The organism is Flavobacterium sp. WC2509 (assembly GCF_052683105.1).
The window spans coordinates 1,707,643-1,725,481 of record NZ_JBQZFG010000001.1 but is presented as its reverse complement, the minus strand read 5'-3'; the positions used below and the strand labels follow the sequence as shown (position 1 = coordinate 1,725,481).

Here is a 17,839-nt window from a genome sequence, read left to right as displayed (position 1 = left end):
AAATTATTTTTTCGTTTCTTTGTAATTATTAAGAATGATTATAAATAAAATATAGAAATGGTTAAAACTGATATACTTATAATTGGAGCCGGACCGACAGGTCTATTTACTGTTTTCGAAGCAGGATTGTTAAAACTAAAATGTCATATTTTAGATGCATTACCACAACCAGGTGGACAATTGTCTGAGTTGTATCCTAAAAAACCAATTTATGATATTCCTGGATTTCCAGAAGTATTAGCTGGAGATTTGGTTGATGGATTAATGGAGCAAATCAAGCAGTTTGAACCAGGATTTACTCTTGGAGAGCGTGCAGAAACTATCGAAAAACAAGAAGACGGTAGCTTTATAGTAACTTCAAATAAAGGAAAGAGATTTCATGCACCAGTTATTGCAATTGCAGGTGGTTTAGGAAGTTTCGAACCAAGAAAACCATTAATAGAAGATATCGAATTTTACGAAGATAAAGGAATTAAATATTTCATCAAGAATCCAGAGAAATTCAGAGACAAAAGAGTTGTGATTTCTGGAGGAGGAGATTCAGCTTTAGACTGGAGTATTTTCTTGTCGAATGTTGCTTCTGAGGTAACTTTGATTCACCGTAGAAATGAATTTAGAGGAGCTTTGGATTCAGTTGAAAAAGTACAGGAATTAAAAAATTCTGGAAAAATCAAAATGATTACTCCAGGAGAAGTAGTTGGTTTAAACGGAGCAGAGCATTTAGAATCTGTAGATGTAGAAATCGACGGAGCTCACATGAACATTCCAACGGATTATTTTATTCCACTTTTTGGTCTTACACCAAAATTAGGTCCAATCGCTGACTGGGGATTAGAAATAGAAAAAAATGCAATCAAAGTGAACAATGCTTTGGATTATCAAACGAATATCCCAGGTATTTTTGCAATCGGAGACGTAAACACATACCCAGGAAAACTAAAATTGATTCTTTGTGGATTCCACGAAGCTACAATGATGTGTCAATCAGCTTACCAAATTATCAATCCAGGTAAAAAATATGTGATGAAATACACCACAGTTTCTGGTGTTGATGGATTCGACGGAACTCGTAAAGAAGCTCCAAAAGCAGTAGTGAAAGCGATCGTATAAAACAGCTTTTTGTTCAAATTATAAATAGCCTTACTACTTGCAAGTGGTAAGGCTATTGCTTTACTTTGCAGTTCCAAAATTTTAATAAATTCATTAGAGGCGTAATACATTACGTCTTTTGTAAAATATAGTAATGCGAAGCATCGCATCTAAAAATATAGCATTGCGTTTTAGCGTCTTTGCGGTAAAAAAATAAGTTTTATGTCAACAATTCAAGAAGCAATCAAAGAAAGAATCCTTGTACTCGATGGAGCAATGGGAACGATGTTGCAACGTTACAATTTCTCTGAAGAAGATTTTAGAGGAGAACGTTTCAAAGATTTTCCACATTCTCTAAAAGGGAATAACGATTTATTGTCGCTTACGCAACCCCAAGCTATTGCTGCTGTTCATGCTGCTTATTACGAAGCAGGTGCAGATATTGTAGAAACCAATACATTCTCAGGAACAACTATTGGTATGGCTGATTACCATATGGAAGATTTGGTTTATGAATTGAACTACGAGTCGGCAAAAATTGCCCGCAAAGTAGCCGATGAATTTACAGCCAAAAATCCAGACAAACCTCGTTTTGTTGCTGGTTCAATAGGGCCGACAAACAGAACAGCAAGTATGTCGCCAGACGTAAATGATCCAGGATACAGAGCAGTAACTTTTGATGATTTGCGAATTGCCTACAAACAGCAAGTAGAAGCGTTGCTAGATGGGGGAAGTGATATATTATTGGTAGAAACCATTTTTGATACCTTAAATGCCAAAGCAGCACTTTTTGCTATTGAAGAAGTAAAAGACGAAAGAAATATCGATGTGCCTATTATGGTTTCGGGAACAATTACGGATGCATCTGGAAGAACACTTTCAGGGCAAACGGTAGAAGCTTTCCTGATTTCGGTTTCGCATATTCCGTTGTTGAGTGTTGGGTTCAATTGTGCTTTGGGAGCAGATTTATTAAAACCATATTTGCAGACTTTATCACATAATACTTCATTCAATATTTCGGCACATCCAAATGCTGGATTGCCAAATGCCTTTGGAGAATACGATGAAACACCAGAACAAACACAAGCTTTGATTCGTGAATATTTAGAAGATAATTTAGTAAATATTATAGGCGGTTGTTGCGGAACAACTCCAGATCATATTCGTTTAATTGCTGAAGCAGCTAGCGAGTATAAACCTAGAGTTTCGACGGCGGTGATGTAAATTGTAGAGACACGATTTATTGCGTCTTAATATCTTAACATACGTTTGTTTAATTAGTCGATATATTGTCTAATTTTTATAATAGAGAAATGAAAAAATTAAAGACAATAATAATTGTGTTTGCCATTTTTAGTTTGTTAAGTTTTAGAGATGAAAAATCTTCGCTTATATTGCAAAAAAATGAAAAGTATTCAGTTCCAAATGATTTTAGTTTTGTAATTAATAGTGGTGCTAATGATAGTTATAATTCTAAATATAATAGTTTTTATCGGTTATATTTAGAAGAAGAAAAAACAATAAAAGTGGAATTAACAAAGGGTGAAAAAGAAAAGATATATTCATTTATTATGAAAAGCAATTTTTTCAAAATGCCCGTTAAGTTCCAACCAAAAGGAGTTATTTATAAAACTGATCCAAATTTTTCAGAGAGTATAGTTGTTTATGTAAATGGAAAGAATAAAACAGTAATTTATAATCGTGGTTATACAAATGATTCAAATGATAAAAAAGCAAAACCTTTTTTGAATTTGTATAAAATGATTTGGGATGTTTTATATAAAAAGAAAGAGATAATAGAATTACCAGTATCAGATTTTCATTATGAATAACTTGATAACACGATTGGAATTCATGTCCGAAAAATGAATGTAGTCTAGTTTTGTCATTCCGAGGAACGAGGAATCACATTACGAATATTACCTGATGAGATTCCTCGTTCCTCGGAATGACAGGCTGGATTGAAAAGGAGTTCCATAGGAACGATACATATTTTAGCTATGGAATTTTTCCTTTGAAATTATGAAAAGGGAATCGTTTTTATTGAAAACAGAATAGCATTGAATAGAGCAATATCCGCGTGAGGGATAGTAGTGGAAAGCCCACAGACCAATGGAGTGATAACGGAATTGGACGAGGACTTGAAACGAATAGCCCGACCCTTGTGGTCACGCCCAAAATAAGAAGAATAGAATTTAACTTAATGACTAATAATCTTAGAAAGTTAAGTAACTCAAAATAAAAAAAATGGCAGAAGCAAGAAGAAACTTGGTATTATCGGGATTAGAACCCTTAATCATTACGCCGGAAAGCGTATTTGTAAACATTGGGGAAAGAACGAATGTTACGGGTTCTAGAAAATTTCTTCGATTAATCAAGGAAGAAAAATACGATGAAGCATTAAGTATTGCCAAAGAGCAGGTAGAAGGTGGGGCGCAAATCATCGATATTAATATGGATGAGGGAATGCTGGATGGCGAATATGCGATGGTGAAATTCCTAAACTTAATTGCAGCCGAACCAGATATTGCTCGTGTGCCGATTATGATTGATAGCTCGAAATGGCATATCATTGAGGCCGGTTTGAAAGTGGTTCAGGGAAAAAGTGTGGTAAACTCGATTTCGTTGAAAGAAGGAGAAGAGCAATTTATTCATCACGCCCAATTGATAAAACGCTACGGTGCAGCAGCTATTATTATGGCTTTTGACGAAGTAGGACAAGCTGATAATTTTGAGCGTAGAGTAGAAATTTGTCAGCGTTCGTATGATATTTTAGTGAATAAAGTGGGTTTTCCACCGCAGGATATTATTTTCGATTTGAATATATTTCCAGTAGCAACAGGTATGGAAGAACACCGCCTGAATGCTATTGATTTCTTTAAAGGAACAAAATGGGTTCGTGAAAATTTACCCCACGCACATATTAGTGGAGGTGTGAGTAACGTTTCGTTTTCGTTTAGAGGAAATGATACAGTGAGAGAGGCGATGCACTCGGTTTTCTTGTACCATGCTATCAAAGATGGAATGACGATGGGAATTGTAAACCCAGAAATGCTTTCCATTTATGACGAAATTCCAAAAGATTTATTAGAACACGTTGAAGATGTAATTTTGAATCGTCGTGATGATGCTACGGAACGTTTATTGGATTTTGCCGAGAATGTAAAAGGTGGTCCAAAAAGCACTGAAAAAGAAATTCAGGAATGGCGTTTGGGAACGGTTCAGGAAAGAATAACACACTCTTTGGTAAAAGGAGTAGATGCTTTTATAGAAATTGATGTTGAAGAGGCAAGATTAGCAGCTACAAAACCTATTGAAGTAATCGAAATCAACTTGATGACGGGAATGAATGTCGTTGGAGATTTATTTGGTTCTGGAAAAATGTTTTTGCCACAGGTGGTGAAATCGGCACGTGTAATGAAAAAAGCCGTTGCTTATTTGCTACCTTATATAGAAGCTGCCAAACAGGTTGGTGATAAAGAAGGAAATGGAAAAATATTGATGGCAACCGTAAAAGGGGATGTTCACGATATTGGTAAAAATATTGTTTCGGTTGTGCTGGCTTGTAATAATTATGAAATCATTGACCTTGGTGTAATGGTTCCTCCTGAAAAGATTATTGCAGCAGCTATTGAGCACGATGTAGATATTATTGGTCTTAGCGGATTAATCACTCCGTCATTGGACGAAATGGTGTACCTGGCCAAAGAATTAGATAAAAGAGGAATGAAAATTCCAGTAATGATTGGAGGTGCAACAACTTCTCGTGCGCATACTGCCGTGAAAATTGCGCCACAATATCGTGCTACTGCGATTCATGTTAATGATGCTTCGAGAGCAGTGACCGTGGCTGGAAATTTATTAGACCAGAATAAGGAAACGTATATGAATGGTATTCGTGAAGAATACGATGCTTTTAGAGAAACGTTTTTGAATCGTTCGAGAGATAAAAATTTCTTATCGATTGAAGATGCTCGTAAAAATAAATTGCCATTGGATTGGGCAAATTTTACTCCTGTGAAACCAAATGTAATTGGAGCGCAAACCATTGAAGTGGATTTGGATGTTTTGGTTCCATATATAGATTGGACGCCGTTTTTTCAAACTTGGGAATTGCACGGAAAATATCCTGCAATTTTGACGGATGAAGTGGTTGGTGAACAAGCGACTTCAGTTTTTGCTGATGCGCAAGCGATGTTAGCTGTAATTTTAAAAGAAAAGAAATTAGAAGCTAAAGGAATCTTCGGAATTTTCCCTGCGAATCAAATCAACGATGATGATATTGAATTGACAGACGAAAACGGAAAACCATTGCAGACATTTTTGACCTTACGTCAGCAATCACAAAAAACTAAAGGTGCTCCAAATATAGCTTTGGCCGATTTTATTACGCCAAAGGATAATGGTGTAGTGGATTATATGGGAGCATTTTGTGTAACTACCGGTTTTGGTGTGGATGAATGGGCTGATGAATACCGTGATAATTTAGATGATTACAATTCGATTATGGTGAAAGCTTTGGCAGATCGTCTTGCAGAAGCATTTGCCGAATATTTACACGAAAAAGTGCGTAAAGAATTTTGGGGATATGATTCGGATGAATCTTTGTCAAACGCAGAATTGATTAAAGAAGATTATATAGGTATTCGTCCGGCACCGGGTTATCCAGCTTGTCCTGACCATTTAGAAAAACCAACGATTTGGAAATTATTAAATGTTGAGGCAGCAATCGGAGTAACTTTGACTGAGAGTATGGCAATGTGGCCGGCTTCTTCAGTTTCGGGTTATTACTTTGGAAATCCAAAAAGTAAATATTTCGGACTTGGAAAAATAAAAGAAGATCAGGTTATTGATTACGCCAAACGTAGAAGTATTTCAACAGATATGGCAATGAAATGGTTGAATCCAAATATAGCAGATTAGATTAGTCAGAAAGTCAAAAGTCATAAAGTCTCAAAGAGCGTGACTTTCGACCTTCGACTTTCAAACTTTAAGACATAATAATGAAAGTAACACAGCATATAGAAGAGGCAAAAGGAAAACCATTGTTCTCTTTTGAAATTGTCCCGCCACAAAAGGGAAGTAATATCAATGATTTATACGTAAATATAGATCCTTTGATGGAGTTCAAGCCGCCTTTTATAGATGTAACCACTTCGAGAGAAGAATACGTGTATATAGAAAAAGATGGGCTTTTTGATCGTCGCATTACTCGTATGCGCCCGGGAACAGTGGGTATTTGTGCTTCTATTCAACATAAGTATGGAGTAGATGCTATTCCTCACGTTTTGTGTGGTGGATTTACCAAAGAAGAAACAGAATATTTATTAGTAGATTGCCAGTATTTAGGAATCGAAAATTTGGTAGCATTACGTGGTGACCCAATGAAAGGCGAGAAGTATTTTGAACCTACAAAAGGAGGAAATAATTATGCAGTTGATTTGGTAAAACAAATTAAGGCGATGAATAACGGTCAGTTTTTGCACGATACTTTACCAATGCAAAACGCACCTGATTTTTGCGTGGGTGTGGCAGGTTATCCTGAAAAACATATTGAAGCACCAAGTTTGGAAGCCGATTTGAAAAGACTTAAAGAAAAAGTAGATGCCGGTGCCGATTATATCGTAACCCAAATGTTCTTTGATAATCAACGCTATTTCAAGTTTGTTGAAGCGGCTCGTGCTATCGGAATTACAGTACCAATTATACCAGGAATCAAGCCTGTCGCAGTGAAACGTCATTTGCAATTATTGCCTCAGGTTTTTTGGCTGGATATGCCACAAGATTTAATTCATTCTATCGAACAAGCCAAAGACAATGCAGCTGTTCGTCAGATTGGAGTAGAATTTGCCATTCAGCAATCCAAAGAATTAATTGAATTTGGTGTGCCTTGCGTGCATTATTATTCAATGGGAAAATCCGATAATATTCACCAAATAGCGAGTCATATTTTTTAGAAATACTCACTTTATTTTATATGAAAACCAGCTTTTAAAAGGCTGGTTTTTTTATGTAAACAGGTTTTATCTGATGAAGAGATGTTTTTATTTTTCACATTAAAACTATTTAAAACAGATAGTATATTTTTTAATCGACAAGTATCTAATTTCCATCGATTAATATTGCTAACTGGTATAAGATTTTTGAAGAACATTTTATTATAGGGTAGTTTTACTTCATTAAAGCACCCCGATTTTGAATTTTAAACATCTTATTTTACTGGTAGTAAGCGTCTTTTTCTTTTCGAAAGGACATGCCCAATTATGCACAGGTAGTTTGGGAGATCCTGTTGTCAAGTTAGATTTTGGTTCAGGATCATCGACACATGGATCGGCTTTGGGAACTGGAATTACGAGTTATACTTATACCTCGGCTGATTTTCCAAGCGATGGTTCTTATACAGTTGAAAAAACTACAAATACTGCAGGAACCTGGTGGACTACAACAGACCATACAGGAGGAGGCTATATGATGGTGGTGAATGCCAGTTTTTCGACCACCGATTATTTTTATAAAAACACCGTTTCGGGTTTGTGTGCAGGTACGACTTATGAGTTTGCCGCTTGGATTATGAATCTTTTAAGAAGTCAAGACAATAGCCCACCTAATATTACTTTTACAATTGAAGATACTGGCGGGACTATTTTGGGGACCTATAATACAGGAAATATTGGATTATCAAGTAGCGCAACATGGAAACAATATGGATTCTTTTTTACCACACCATCAGGAGTTTCTACGGTAGTAATTCGGATGCGAAATAATAAAGCAGGAGCAGCTCCAGGTAATGATATCGCTTTGGATGATATTACTTTCAGAGCCTGCGGACCAACGGTTACTTCGGCAATTGTAAACGAGTCGGTAACTAATTTAGAAGTATGTGAAAATGAATCAAAATCAATTACACTTAACGGAATTGTTTCATCTTCTGCCTATACAACAGTAGGTTATCAATGGCAAAATAGTACTGATGGAGGAATTTCTTGGACAGATATTTCGGGTGCAAATGCGGCTACTTATACGTTTGTCTCTGGTGTAGTAGGAACTTATAAATACCGTTTGGCAACTGCTGATAGCTCGAATATTAACTCTAATAATTGTCGTGTTTTTTCTAACGAAATTACTATTAATGTAAAATCAGGGCCAATATCACCAACAGTACAAACCACACAACCGGATTGTGATGTGCCTTCGGGAACTATTACAGTGACATCTCCAGCAGGACTTTTGTATAGTATAGATGGTGTTAATTATCAATCGTCTATGGTTTTTTCGGGCTTGGCGGGTGGCGATTATAAGGTTACAGCTAAAAGTTTCAGTTGCGTTTCGGCTCCAGTTAACGCGCATATTAATTTAATAGCTGTTTCTACAGCGACACCAACAATAAGTATTATTCAGCCTGTCATTTGTAATAGTCCATATGGTACGGTTACAGTAACAAGTTTGGATGCTGAATATAGTTTTGATAATGGTTTAAGTTGGCAGACAAGTAATGTAAAAACAGGACTCTATCCTGGGAATTATTCGGTCAAAACTAGAAATAGTACTTTGTGTGAAACCACGCCAATTATCGCAACAATTATTATTCCGCCAGGATATCCGCCAACACCAATAGTAAATATTACACAACCAGATTGTTTTATAAATACTGGTGCCATAACCGTTTTAGATAATGCAGTGTCTTATAGTTTTGATGGGGGTCAAAGTTGGGGAACAAGCAATAGTAAAACAAACATGGTTCTGGGAACTTATCAAGTTTTAATAAAAAATTCAATCGGTTGTGTTTCTTTCGTAGCAAATACTTCTGAAATCAAAGCTTTTATTAATACCGAACCGCTTCCAGTCACTACAACACCACAAATTTTTTGTATCCAACAAAATGCAACAATCAATGATATTGCTGTATCTGGTACAAATGTTAAATGGTATGATGTAAGTACCAATGGAAATCTGCTAGCTACTACAACTGTGTTACAAAGTAAAACCTATTATGCATCGCAAAGTGTAACAGCTTGCGAAAGTTTGCGTATTCCAGTTGTTATAAATATTCAAAATACTCCAGTTCCAACAGGAGATGCAATACAAAATTTTTGCACTACACAAAAACCAACAATAGGGAATTTGGAGGGTACAGGTAAAGCTGTTATTTGGTATGATAGTGTAACAGGAGGAACGATTTTGCCAATTACAACAGCTCTAGTAAATGGAGTGACTTATTATGCTACTCAAACGGTAAATGGTTGTGAGAGTGTAAACAGATTAGCAGTTTCGGTATTTATAGTCACCCCAAGTTTACTTGTAAATGATAATGCAGATTTTATCTGTGATGATAAAAGCGACGGTTCAGAACTAGTAGATTTAACAACCTATAATTCGAAAATAGCAATGTGCAGTAGTTGTACTTTTACTTATTTTACATCATTGTCTAGTGCGGAAAATCAAACTGTAGCCGAACAAATTACTGCGCCAACTAACTATAATATAATGTTGGGTACTTCTATAATTTATGTTAGAATTGATTCTAATGATAAATGTTATCAAGTGGGTAAACTGAGTTTGACGCTGGTGAGCGAGCCTGTTCTTTCGGTTCCAAGTAGTATCCCTGTTTGCGAAAATCATAATATTGTCATTAATGCAGGTTCAGGCTTTGATAGTTATTTATGGTCAACTTTAGAAACGACACCTTCAATAACGGTTTCAAATGTTGGAAGTTATTCGGTAACGGTAACTCAAAATCATGGAAGTACAGTTTGTTCAACAACCAAAAACTTTTCGGTAGTATTGTCGAATGTTGCTGTTATTTCAACCGAAATAAAAGATTGGACCGATACTGAAAATGTAATTTCAATCTATTTTTCTGCTTCAAGTGTAGGGAATTATGAGTATTCGTTAGATGGAATTACTTATCAGGACAGTAATACTTTTTCGGGATTAATAAGTGGCGATTACACGGTTTATGTTCGAGATAAAAATGGTTGTGGAATTTCAAGTCAGGAAGTTTATATTTTGAATTATCCAAAGTTTTTTACACCCAATGGAGATGGGTATAATGATAGCTGGGCCGTAAAATTTTCAGCATCAGAACCCGAACTCATGGTCAAAATATTTGATCGATATGGTAAATTCATTAAAGAATTAAATGCAACTTCATCCTGGGATGGTACTTACAATGGACATGAATTACCCTCTACTGATTATTGGTTTGTTGTAACTCGGGCGAATGGGAAAGTGTATAAAGGTCATTTTGCAATGAAAAGATAAAAAAAACAAGCTCGTTTAAATCCATTTTAAACGAGCTTGTTTTTTTTGCAATCTGCAGACTAAAATCTGCAACCTGCAACCTTACTTCGTAATCTCTCTAAACACAGCTTCCAAATTTTTATTTTTTTGGTTAAGTTGTAAAGTTTTCAAACCATTATCATAAGCAAAATCAAAAACAGTAGAACGCATATCTTTGTCAGAAACAAAAATTAGCTCCCAAGAATTCCCCTGATTGTTTTTGAACGATTTCAAATGTGGAATCTGAGCAATAAGTTCCTCTTCCACTTTTTTGTCAAATTCTACCTCGATTACTTGTTCTTTATTCGCAGAAATTAAGTTGTCTAATTTTTTATCGGCAACGATTTGTCCTTTGTCAATAATAATAACACGGTCACAAATCGCTTCTACTTCCTGCATGATGTGTGTCGAAAGAAAAACCGTTTTGTCTTTTCCAACATTTTTAATCACGTTTCTAATTTCAACCAATTGGTTTGGATCTAAACCTGTAGTTGGTTCGTCCAAAATCAAAACATCGGGATTATGCAATAAAGCATTAGCCAATCCCACACGCTGGCGATACCCTTTAGATAGTTGTCCTATTTTTTTATGACTTTCGCTTTGCAAACCCGTCAACTGAATCACTTCTTCAATTCTTGATTTCGCTACCTTATATACATCAGCGTTAAAAGCCAGATATTCTCTAACATACAAATCCAAATATAACGGATTGTGTTCCGGCAAATAACCAATAGAAAGCTGAACTGATTTTTCCTGACTGTTTACATCAAAGTCATTCACAAGCGCAACACCCGAATCGGCATTGATGTATGTCGTCAAAATTTTCATCAACGTCGATTTTCCAGCACCATTCGGACCTAGAAAACCAACAATCTCTCCTTTTTTGACAGAAAAAGAAATATTGTTCAATGCTTTTTGAGCACCATAACTCTTCGAAACGTTTTTTACTTCTATTGACATAAAACTTTATTTGATGCAAAAGTAAATAGAAAATAGCTAGTTCGTTATGAATCACAAAAAATTTATGTTTTGATTAATGACTCTAAAAATCATTTGGGCGTGCCACCCTCCCACTATAAGGGCTATTTCACTTTGCGGTTATTCGCCCTTATAGTGGGAGGCTGTCGGGCTATCCATGCTACTTTGGTAGCTTATTTCTATCCCTCACGCAGTCACAATCACCTTTAAAGCAATTCAAAAACCATTTTTTAATCAATATTTATGGATAAAAGATGAAAAACAAGTGCTTTTGATTAAAGATGAAATTCAAAATTCCTTTTTTTGTTTTGAAATCAATAATTTTAACCGTTCAAAAGGCTCCTTTTTTATGAAATAGTAATTGTAAATCCATTTTAACAAAGAAGTCTTCTTTTGTTATACAAAATATTATTTTTATTTTGGGCGACGCAAAATAAGTTATACATTTGCATCAAATATTTGAAACACAAACAATACAATGTCTAATAACCGTTTTTATTTTAGCAACTCTTTTTATTTCTTCTTTAGGAAGTAAGGGATTGTGCTATGGTTATTTGAAAGCTTAAAAAACAAATAAAACTAATATACAATCCTGATGAAAATCAGGATTTTTTTTTGACCCAATGAGAACGAAAATTGCAATACAAGGAATTAAAGGATCTTTCCATCATCAAGTGGTTAAGGAATATTATGATAGTAAAGTAAGTGTTGACGAATGCATGTCTTTTGAGGAATTGGTGTCTAGTTTGTTATCTGGAAAATCAGATCAGGCGGTTATGGCAATTGAAAATTCTATAGCAGGACCAATTATTCCGAATTACGCATTAATTGATAAAAATAATTTGCACATAATAGGAGAGCATTATTTAAATATTCATCAAAATTTAATGGCTTTGAAAGGTCAGAAAATAGAAGATATTCAGGAAGTGCATTCGCATCCAATGGCATTGTTGCAATGTATGGAGTTTTTGAAAAAATACCCAAACATAAAATTGGTAGAAGACAAAGATACTGCCGAAACAGCTAGAAGAATACACGAAAAACAGCTAAAAGGAATTGCAGCTATCGCTAGTAAAACAGCTTCGGAAATGTATGATTTAGAAATTCTGGCTCCCGAAATCCAAACGATAAACAATAATATGACTCGTTTTGTGATTATCAATAGAGAGAATCATTTTGTACCAGAGAGCGAAATAAACAGAGCTTCGATAAAATTTGAATTGGATCACAAACGCGGAAGTTTGGCAGCTGTTTTGAATGTAATGAGTGATTGCAAATTGAATTTGACTAAAATTCAGTCATTACCAAAAATTGAAACGCCTTGGAAATATTCGTTTTTCGTAGATGTGACTTTTGAGAAGTACGAAGATTTTGCCAAAGCAAAATCATTATTAGAAATTATGGCGGAGTATTTTAAAATTTTAGGAGAATACAAAAACACAAAACCTTAACTTAGTCTGAAAGTCGAAAGTCAAAGGTGAAAAGTTAAAAAAGAAAGCATAAAGCTTACGGCTTAAAGCCTAAAGCAAAAAAATATAAAATCATGATTACACTAGCAAATCGTTTAAATGTAGTTGAAGAATATTACTTCTCATCAAAATTGAGAGAAGTGAGACAATTAGCCTCAGAAGGAAAGCCAATTATCAATATGGGAATTGGAAGTCCAGATTTAAAACCATCACAAGCGGTTATTGATGCTGTTGTAAATGCAATGCAAGACGAAAATGCACATCAATATCAAAGTTATCAAGGTCTGCCAGAATTGAGAAAAGGAATGGCTGATTTTTATCAAAATAATTATGGTGTTGCTTTGAATTCGAATACAGAGATTTTACCATTGATGGGTTCGAAAGAAGGGATTATGCATATTTCATTGGCTTTTTTGAATGAAGGAGATGAGGTTTTGATTCCAAATCCAGGGTATCCAACGTATACTTCGGTTACAAATCTAGTTGGAGCAGTGCCTGTTTATTACGATTTGAAAGAAGCTAATAATTGGGAACCTGATTTTGAAGCTTTGGAAAAATTAAACTTATCGAAAGTAAAGTTGATGTGGTTGGGTTATCCGCACATGCCAACAGGAGCAAGAGGAAGTTTAGAATTGTTTGCAAAATTAATAGCTTTTGCTAAAAAACATAACATATTGTTGGTAAACGACAATCCGTATAGTTTTGTTTTGAATGACAATCCAATGAGTTTGTTGCAGGTGGAAGGAGCCAAAGATGTTGCGTTAGAATTGAATTCGTTGAGCAAAACCTTCAATATGGCGGGATGGAGAGTAGGAATGGTTTTGGGAAGCGCAACACTTATTGATGCAGTTCTTAAAGTAAAAAGCAACATGGATAGCGGCATGTTTTTCGGAATTCAGAAAGGGGCTGTTGCGGCTTTAAATAGCGATAAATCCTGGTTTGAAGATATGAATAAAATCTATCGCAAAAGAAGAATTTTGACAGAACAATTAGCAGAAAAACTAGGTTGTGAAGTATATAAAGAAGGAGTAGGTTTATTTGTTTGGGCAAAATTACCAGCAGGAATCGAATCTTCGGAGGATTTTATCGATAAAATTTTAATTGAGAAATCTATTTTTATCACACCAGGAACTATTTTCGGAAGTAACGGAGAAGGGTATATTCGATTTGCACTTTGCGTGAAAGAAGAAAAAATAGAAGAAGCAATTAGTAGATTTTAGTTAATAGTTGATAGTTGTTGGTTGATAGTTCGAACCAGCAACCAACAACAAATAACCACCAACTTTAAATAAAATGAATGTACACGTAATAGGAATAGGATTAATTGGGGGTTCGATGGTGCTGGACATCAAAGGGCTGTATCCTGAAGCGACTATTCACGGTATTGATACTAACGAAAAACACGTTCAGGAAGCAATTGCTTTGGGAGTGATTGATAAAGAATCTAGTTTTGAGGATTTGGCAACTGCCGATTTTGTGATTGTTTCTGTACCAGTAGATGTTGCGATGACGGTTTTGCCTAAAGTGTTGGATGTTATTGGTGAGCAAACTATCGTTTTTGACGTGGGTTCTACTAAAACACCAATTTGTGAGGCACTAGTTGATCATCCGAAAAGAAGAAATTTTATTGCCGCGCATCCTATTGCAGGAACTGAGTTTTCGGGACCTTCGGCAGCGATAAAAGGGTTGTTTCAAGGGAAAACGAATATTATTTGTGAGGTGGAGAAAACGACTTTTAAGCTGCAAGAAAAAGCATTGGAGCTGTTTAAAAGTATCGGAATGAGAATCCGTTATATGGATCCGAAATCACATGATAAACATATTGCTTATGTGTCGCATTTATCGCATATCAGTTCGTTTATGCTTGGTAAAACGGTGATCAATAAAGAAAAGGACGAGCAGGACATTTTTGATATGGCTGGTTCTGGTTTTGAAAGTACGGTTCGTCTGGCCAAAAGTTCTCCAGCAATGTGGACGCCAATTTTTAAACAAAACAAAAAACAGGTTGTTAAAACCTTAGAAGAATACATAGCTAATTTATCTAATTTTAAAGAACTTTTGGTAAATGATGATTATGAGGCTATTTATAATGAAATGCAAAGTGTAAATAAAATAAGAGAAATATTAAACGGAATGAATGCTAAAAAATAGCGCATTGCGGAGGAGTAAAAAAACTAAATTAAACTAAATTAAACTAAAAAAGAATAAAATTAGAAAAGATGGAAAACAAGAAAGAAATGAGAGATTGGTTGAACGAGTTCAAATTGTCTCATCCATTCGTAATTGCAGGACCTTGTAGTGCTGAAACTGAAGAGCAAGTATTGAAAATTGCTCATGAATTGAAAGACTCAGACGTAAGTGTTTTTAGAGCTGGTATCTGGAAACCAAGAACTCGTCCAGGAGGATTTGAAGGTGTTGGAGAAATTGGATTAAAATGGTTGAAAAAAGCTAAAGCAGAAACTGGTTTGCTTATGGGAACTGAGGTAGCTACTGCTGCTCACTGTAAATTAGCTTTGGAAAATGATATTGATGTTTTATGGGTTGGTGCTCGTACAACTGCAAATCCTTTTGCGGTTCAAGAGATTGCTGATACATTGGCAGGAACAGATAAAATTGTATTGATTAAAAACCCTGTAAATCCAGATATGGCTTTATGGTTGGGTGGTGTAGAGCGTTTGTATGCTGCTGGAATCAAAAAATTAGGAGTTATTCACAGAGGTTTTTCTACTTACGAAAAAACAAAATACAGAAACATTCCAGAATGGCAAATTGCTATTGAATTGCAAAATAAATTCCCTGATTTACCATTAATCATCGATCCATCACATATTACAGGAAACCGTGAGATGATTCTTGAAGTAACTCAAGAAGCTTTGGATTTAAATTATGATGGTATGATTATCGAAACTCATAATGATCCAGATAATGCTTGGTCTGATGCAGCTCAACAAGTTACTCCAGATGCTTTGAAACAAATTTTCAAAGATTTGAAAGTAAGAAAAGTGAGTGGAGATACTGCTGATTTTGAGCAAAAAATGACAAAATTAAGAGCTAATATCGATGTTTTAGATGCTAATTTATTAGACTTGCTAGGAAAACGTATGAAAGTAGCTGACGAAATTGGTCAAGTGAAAAAAGACAATAACGTAGCTGTTTTGCAAAACAATCGTTGGAATGAAATCCAAGCGAAAATGATTGCTGAAGGTGGTAAAAAAGGATTAACTGAAGAATTTATCGTTAAATTGTTCAAAGAAATTCACCAAGAAAGTATTGGTCATCAAGAAAAAGTATTGAATTCATAAAAAGATTTCAGACTGATGATTAACGATTTTTGACTTCAGATTTCGTGAGTTGTAAAATTTAGATTTTAATAAATCCCAAGGCTTAGGTTTTGGGATTTTTTGTTTATTTCAAAGTCTTCAAAATCATAAGTACAAAATCGTTAGTCTTCAATTATAAATCAATTATCTTTGCAGAATGTTAGGTTTTAAATCATAAATCTAAAATCGTTAATCTTCAATCAAAAATCCTCTATGACAGGACTCGTTTATAAATCTACAGGAAGTTGGTACACTGTAAAATCTGAACAAGGTGATTTTATAGAATGCCGTATGAAAGGGAAATTCCGAATCAAAGGAATTAAAAGCACCAATCCAATTGCTGTAGGCGATATTGTCGATTATGAACTCGAAGAAACATCCGATACTGTTACAGGAACGATTCATAATATTCATGACAGAAAGAATTATATCGTTCGAAAATCGGTGAATCTGTCACATCAAATGCATATTATTGCTTCGAATATTGATCGTGTTTTCCTTTTGGTTACTATCAATAATCCACCAACTACTTTTAATTTCATAGATAGATTTTTAGTAACTGCCGAGGCCTATGGAATTGAAACGATATTGGTTTTTAATAAAATAGACACTTTTGACGATGCTACATTAGACGAACAGTTGTATATGCAGCACGTTTATCAGGAAATTGGATACCAATGCCTTCGGGTTTCCGCTACTGCAAATAAAGGAGTAGAGGAATTAAAACAATTGATGATTGGAAAAGTTACTATGTTCTCAGGTCATTCGGGAGTTGGAAAATCAACTTTGGTCAACGCTTTAGAACCTTCTTTACATCTAAAAACCAAAACGATTTCTGAAGCCAGTAAACAAGGACAGCACACTACGACTTTTGCCGAAATGTATGATTTGAGTTTCGATGCTCGAATAATTGATACTCCAGGAATCAAAGGTTTCGGGATTGTTGATATGGAAAAGGAAGAAATCAGTGGTTATTTTCCAGAGTTTTTTAAGTTGAAAGAGCAATGCAAGTTCAATAATTGCCTACATAAAGAAGAACCGCATTGTGCCATAAAAGCAGCTCTAGAAAAAGATGAGATTGCTTGGTCCCGTTACAATAGTTACCTTAAAATTTTGGAAGGTGACGATGAGCATTATCGCGTTGATTCCTATGATGAAGAACGAAAAGCAAGTGATGAAACGAGGAAATAACAATTTCAATTTCAAAAATTAATATTTTTAAATCTGCAATTTGATATAAATGAAAGTTGTTATTCAAAGAGTTTCTCAAGCCTCCGTAACTGTCGAAAATAAAATAGTAGCCGATATCCAGAAAGGATTATTGGTTTTGGTAGGAATAGAAGATTTTGACACACAGGAAGATATCAATTGGCTTTGCCAAAAAATCACTAATCTCCGCATTTTTGGAGATGAGAATGATGTTATGAATCTTTCAGTAAAAGATATTCAGGGTGATATTATTGTTGTTTCACAATTTACACTCCATGCTTCGACCAAAAAAGGAAACCGTCCGTCATATTTAAAAGCGTCCAAACCTGAAATTGCTATTCCTGTCTATGAAAATTTTGTAAATCAAATGGAAAAAGAATTGGGTAAAAAAGTGCAAACGGGTGTTTTTGGTGTCGACATGAAAATTGCATTGCTCAATGACGGTCCAGTTACTATTATAATGGACAGTAAAAATAAAGAGTAAAAGAAAAAAAC

The 17,839-nt window shown here is 35.0% G+C and carries 13 protein-coding genes; 12 read left to right on the top strand and 1 reads right to left on the bottom strand.

Annotation, left to right across the window (positions count from 1 at the left end; all coding sequences use genetic code 11):
* Positions 1-57: 57 nt before the first annotated feature.
* The 6 genes from ACUN3A_RS07170 (at position 58) to ACUN3A_RS07145 (ending at position 10,350) form a co-directional block, all read left to right on the top strand.
* Positions 58-1,110 (top strand): NAD(P)/FAD-dependent oxidoreductase, encoded by a 1,053-nt coding sequence (locus ACUN3A_RS07170; protein WP_445550625.1) that lies wholly within the window; start codon positions 58-60, stop codon positions 1,108-1,110.
* A gap of 201 nt (positions 1,111-1,311) precedes the next feature.
* Positions 1,312-2,313: a homocysteine S-methyltransferase family protein gene (locus tag ACUN3A_RS07165; RefSeq protein WP_445550624.1), complete on the top strand. Its 1,002-nt coding sequence runs from the start codon at positions 1,312-1,314 to the stop codon at positions 2,311-2,313.
* An 89-nt stretch (positions 2,314-2,402) separates the two neighbouring features.
* Positions 2,403-2,921, top strand: coding sequence for a hypothetical protein (locus ACUN3A_RS07160; RefSeq protein ID WP_445550623.1), 519 nt, complete (start codon positions 2,403-2,405; stop codon positions 2,919-2,921).
* A gap of 415 nt (positions 2,922-3,336) precedes the next feature.
* Positions 3,337-6,012 carry a methionine synthase gene (gene metH, locus ACUN3A_RS07155; protein ID WP_445550622.1) on the top strand — a complete coding sequence of 892 codons (2,676 nt, stop codon included), beginning with the start codon at positions 3,337-3,339 and terminating at the stop codon, positions 6,010-6,012.
* 80 nt (positions 6,013-6,092) lie between these two features.
* Positions 6,093-7,046: a methylenetetrahydrofolate reductase [NAD(P)H] gene (gene metF, locus ACUN3A_RS07150; RefSeq protein ID WP_445550621.1), complete on the top strand. Its 954-nt coding sequence runs from the start codon at positions 6,093-6,095 to the stop codon at positions 7,044-7,046.
* A gap of 238 nt (positions 7,047-7,284) precedes the next feature.
* Entirely contained in the window at positions 7,285-10,350 is a 3,066-nt protein-coding gene (locus tag ACUN3A_RS07145) for a T9SS type B sorting domain-containing protein (protein ID WP_445550620.1), read from the top strand.
* 81 nt (positions 10,351-10,431) lie between these two features.
* Here ACUN3A_RS07145 and gldA read toward each other — a convergent pair whose 3' ends face one another.
* Entirely contained in the window at positions 10,432-11,328 is an 897-nt protein-coding gene (gene gldA / locus ACUN3A_RS07140) for a gliding motility-associated ABC transporter ATP-binding subunit GldA (RefSeq protein ID WP_445550619.1), read from the bottom strand.
* 641 nt (positions 11,329-11,969) lie between these two features.
* Here gldA and ACUN3A_RS07135 point away from each other — a divergent pair.
* From ACUN3A_RS07135 to dtd, 6 genes are all read left to right on the top strand, one after another.
* Positions 11,970-12,797, top strand: coding sequence for a prephenate dehydratase (locus ACUN3A_RS07135; protein WP_445550618.1), 828 nt, complete (start codon positions 11,970-11,972; stop codon positions 12,795-12,797).
* Between the two features lie 92 nt (positions 12,798-12,889).
* Positions 12,890-14,035, top strand: coding sequence for a pyridoxal phosphate-dependent aminotransferase (locus tag ACUN3A_RS07130; protein ID WP_445550617.1), 1,146 nt, complete (start codon positions 12,890-12,892; stop codon positions 14,033-14,035).
* Between the two features lie 73 nt (positions 14,036-14,108).
* Positions 14,109-14,966, top strand: a complete 858-nt coding sequence (locus ACUN3A_RS07125) for a prephenate dehydrogenase (protein ID WP_445550616.1) — start codon at positions 14,109-14,111, stop codon at positions 14,964-14,966.
* 68 nt (positions 14,967-15,034) lie between these two features.
* On the top strand, positions 15,035-16,117 hold the full coding sequence (locus ACUN3A_RS07120; RefSeq protein WP_445550615.1) for a chorismate mutase: 1,083 nt from the start codon (positions 15,035-15,037) through the stop codon (positions 16,115-16,117).
* Between the two features lie 231 nt (positions 16,118-16,348).
* Positions 16,349-17,326 (top strand): ribosome small subunit-dependent GTPase A, encoded by a 978-nt coding sequence (gene rsgA / locus ACUN3A_RS07115; protein WP_445550614.1) that lies wholly within the window; start codon positions 16,349-16,351, stop codon positions 17,324-17,326.
* A gap of 49 nt (positions 17,327-17,375) precedes the next feature.
* The gene (dtd, locus tag ACUN3A_RS07110; RefSeq protein WP_445550613.1) at positions 17,376-17,828 is read left to right on the top strand and encodes a D-aminoacyl-tRNA deacylase; all 453 of its coding nucleotides are present in this window, start codon (positions 17,376-17,378) and stop codon (positions 17,826-17,828) included.
* Positions 17,829-17,839: the final 11 nt, after the last annotated feature.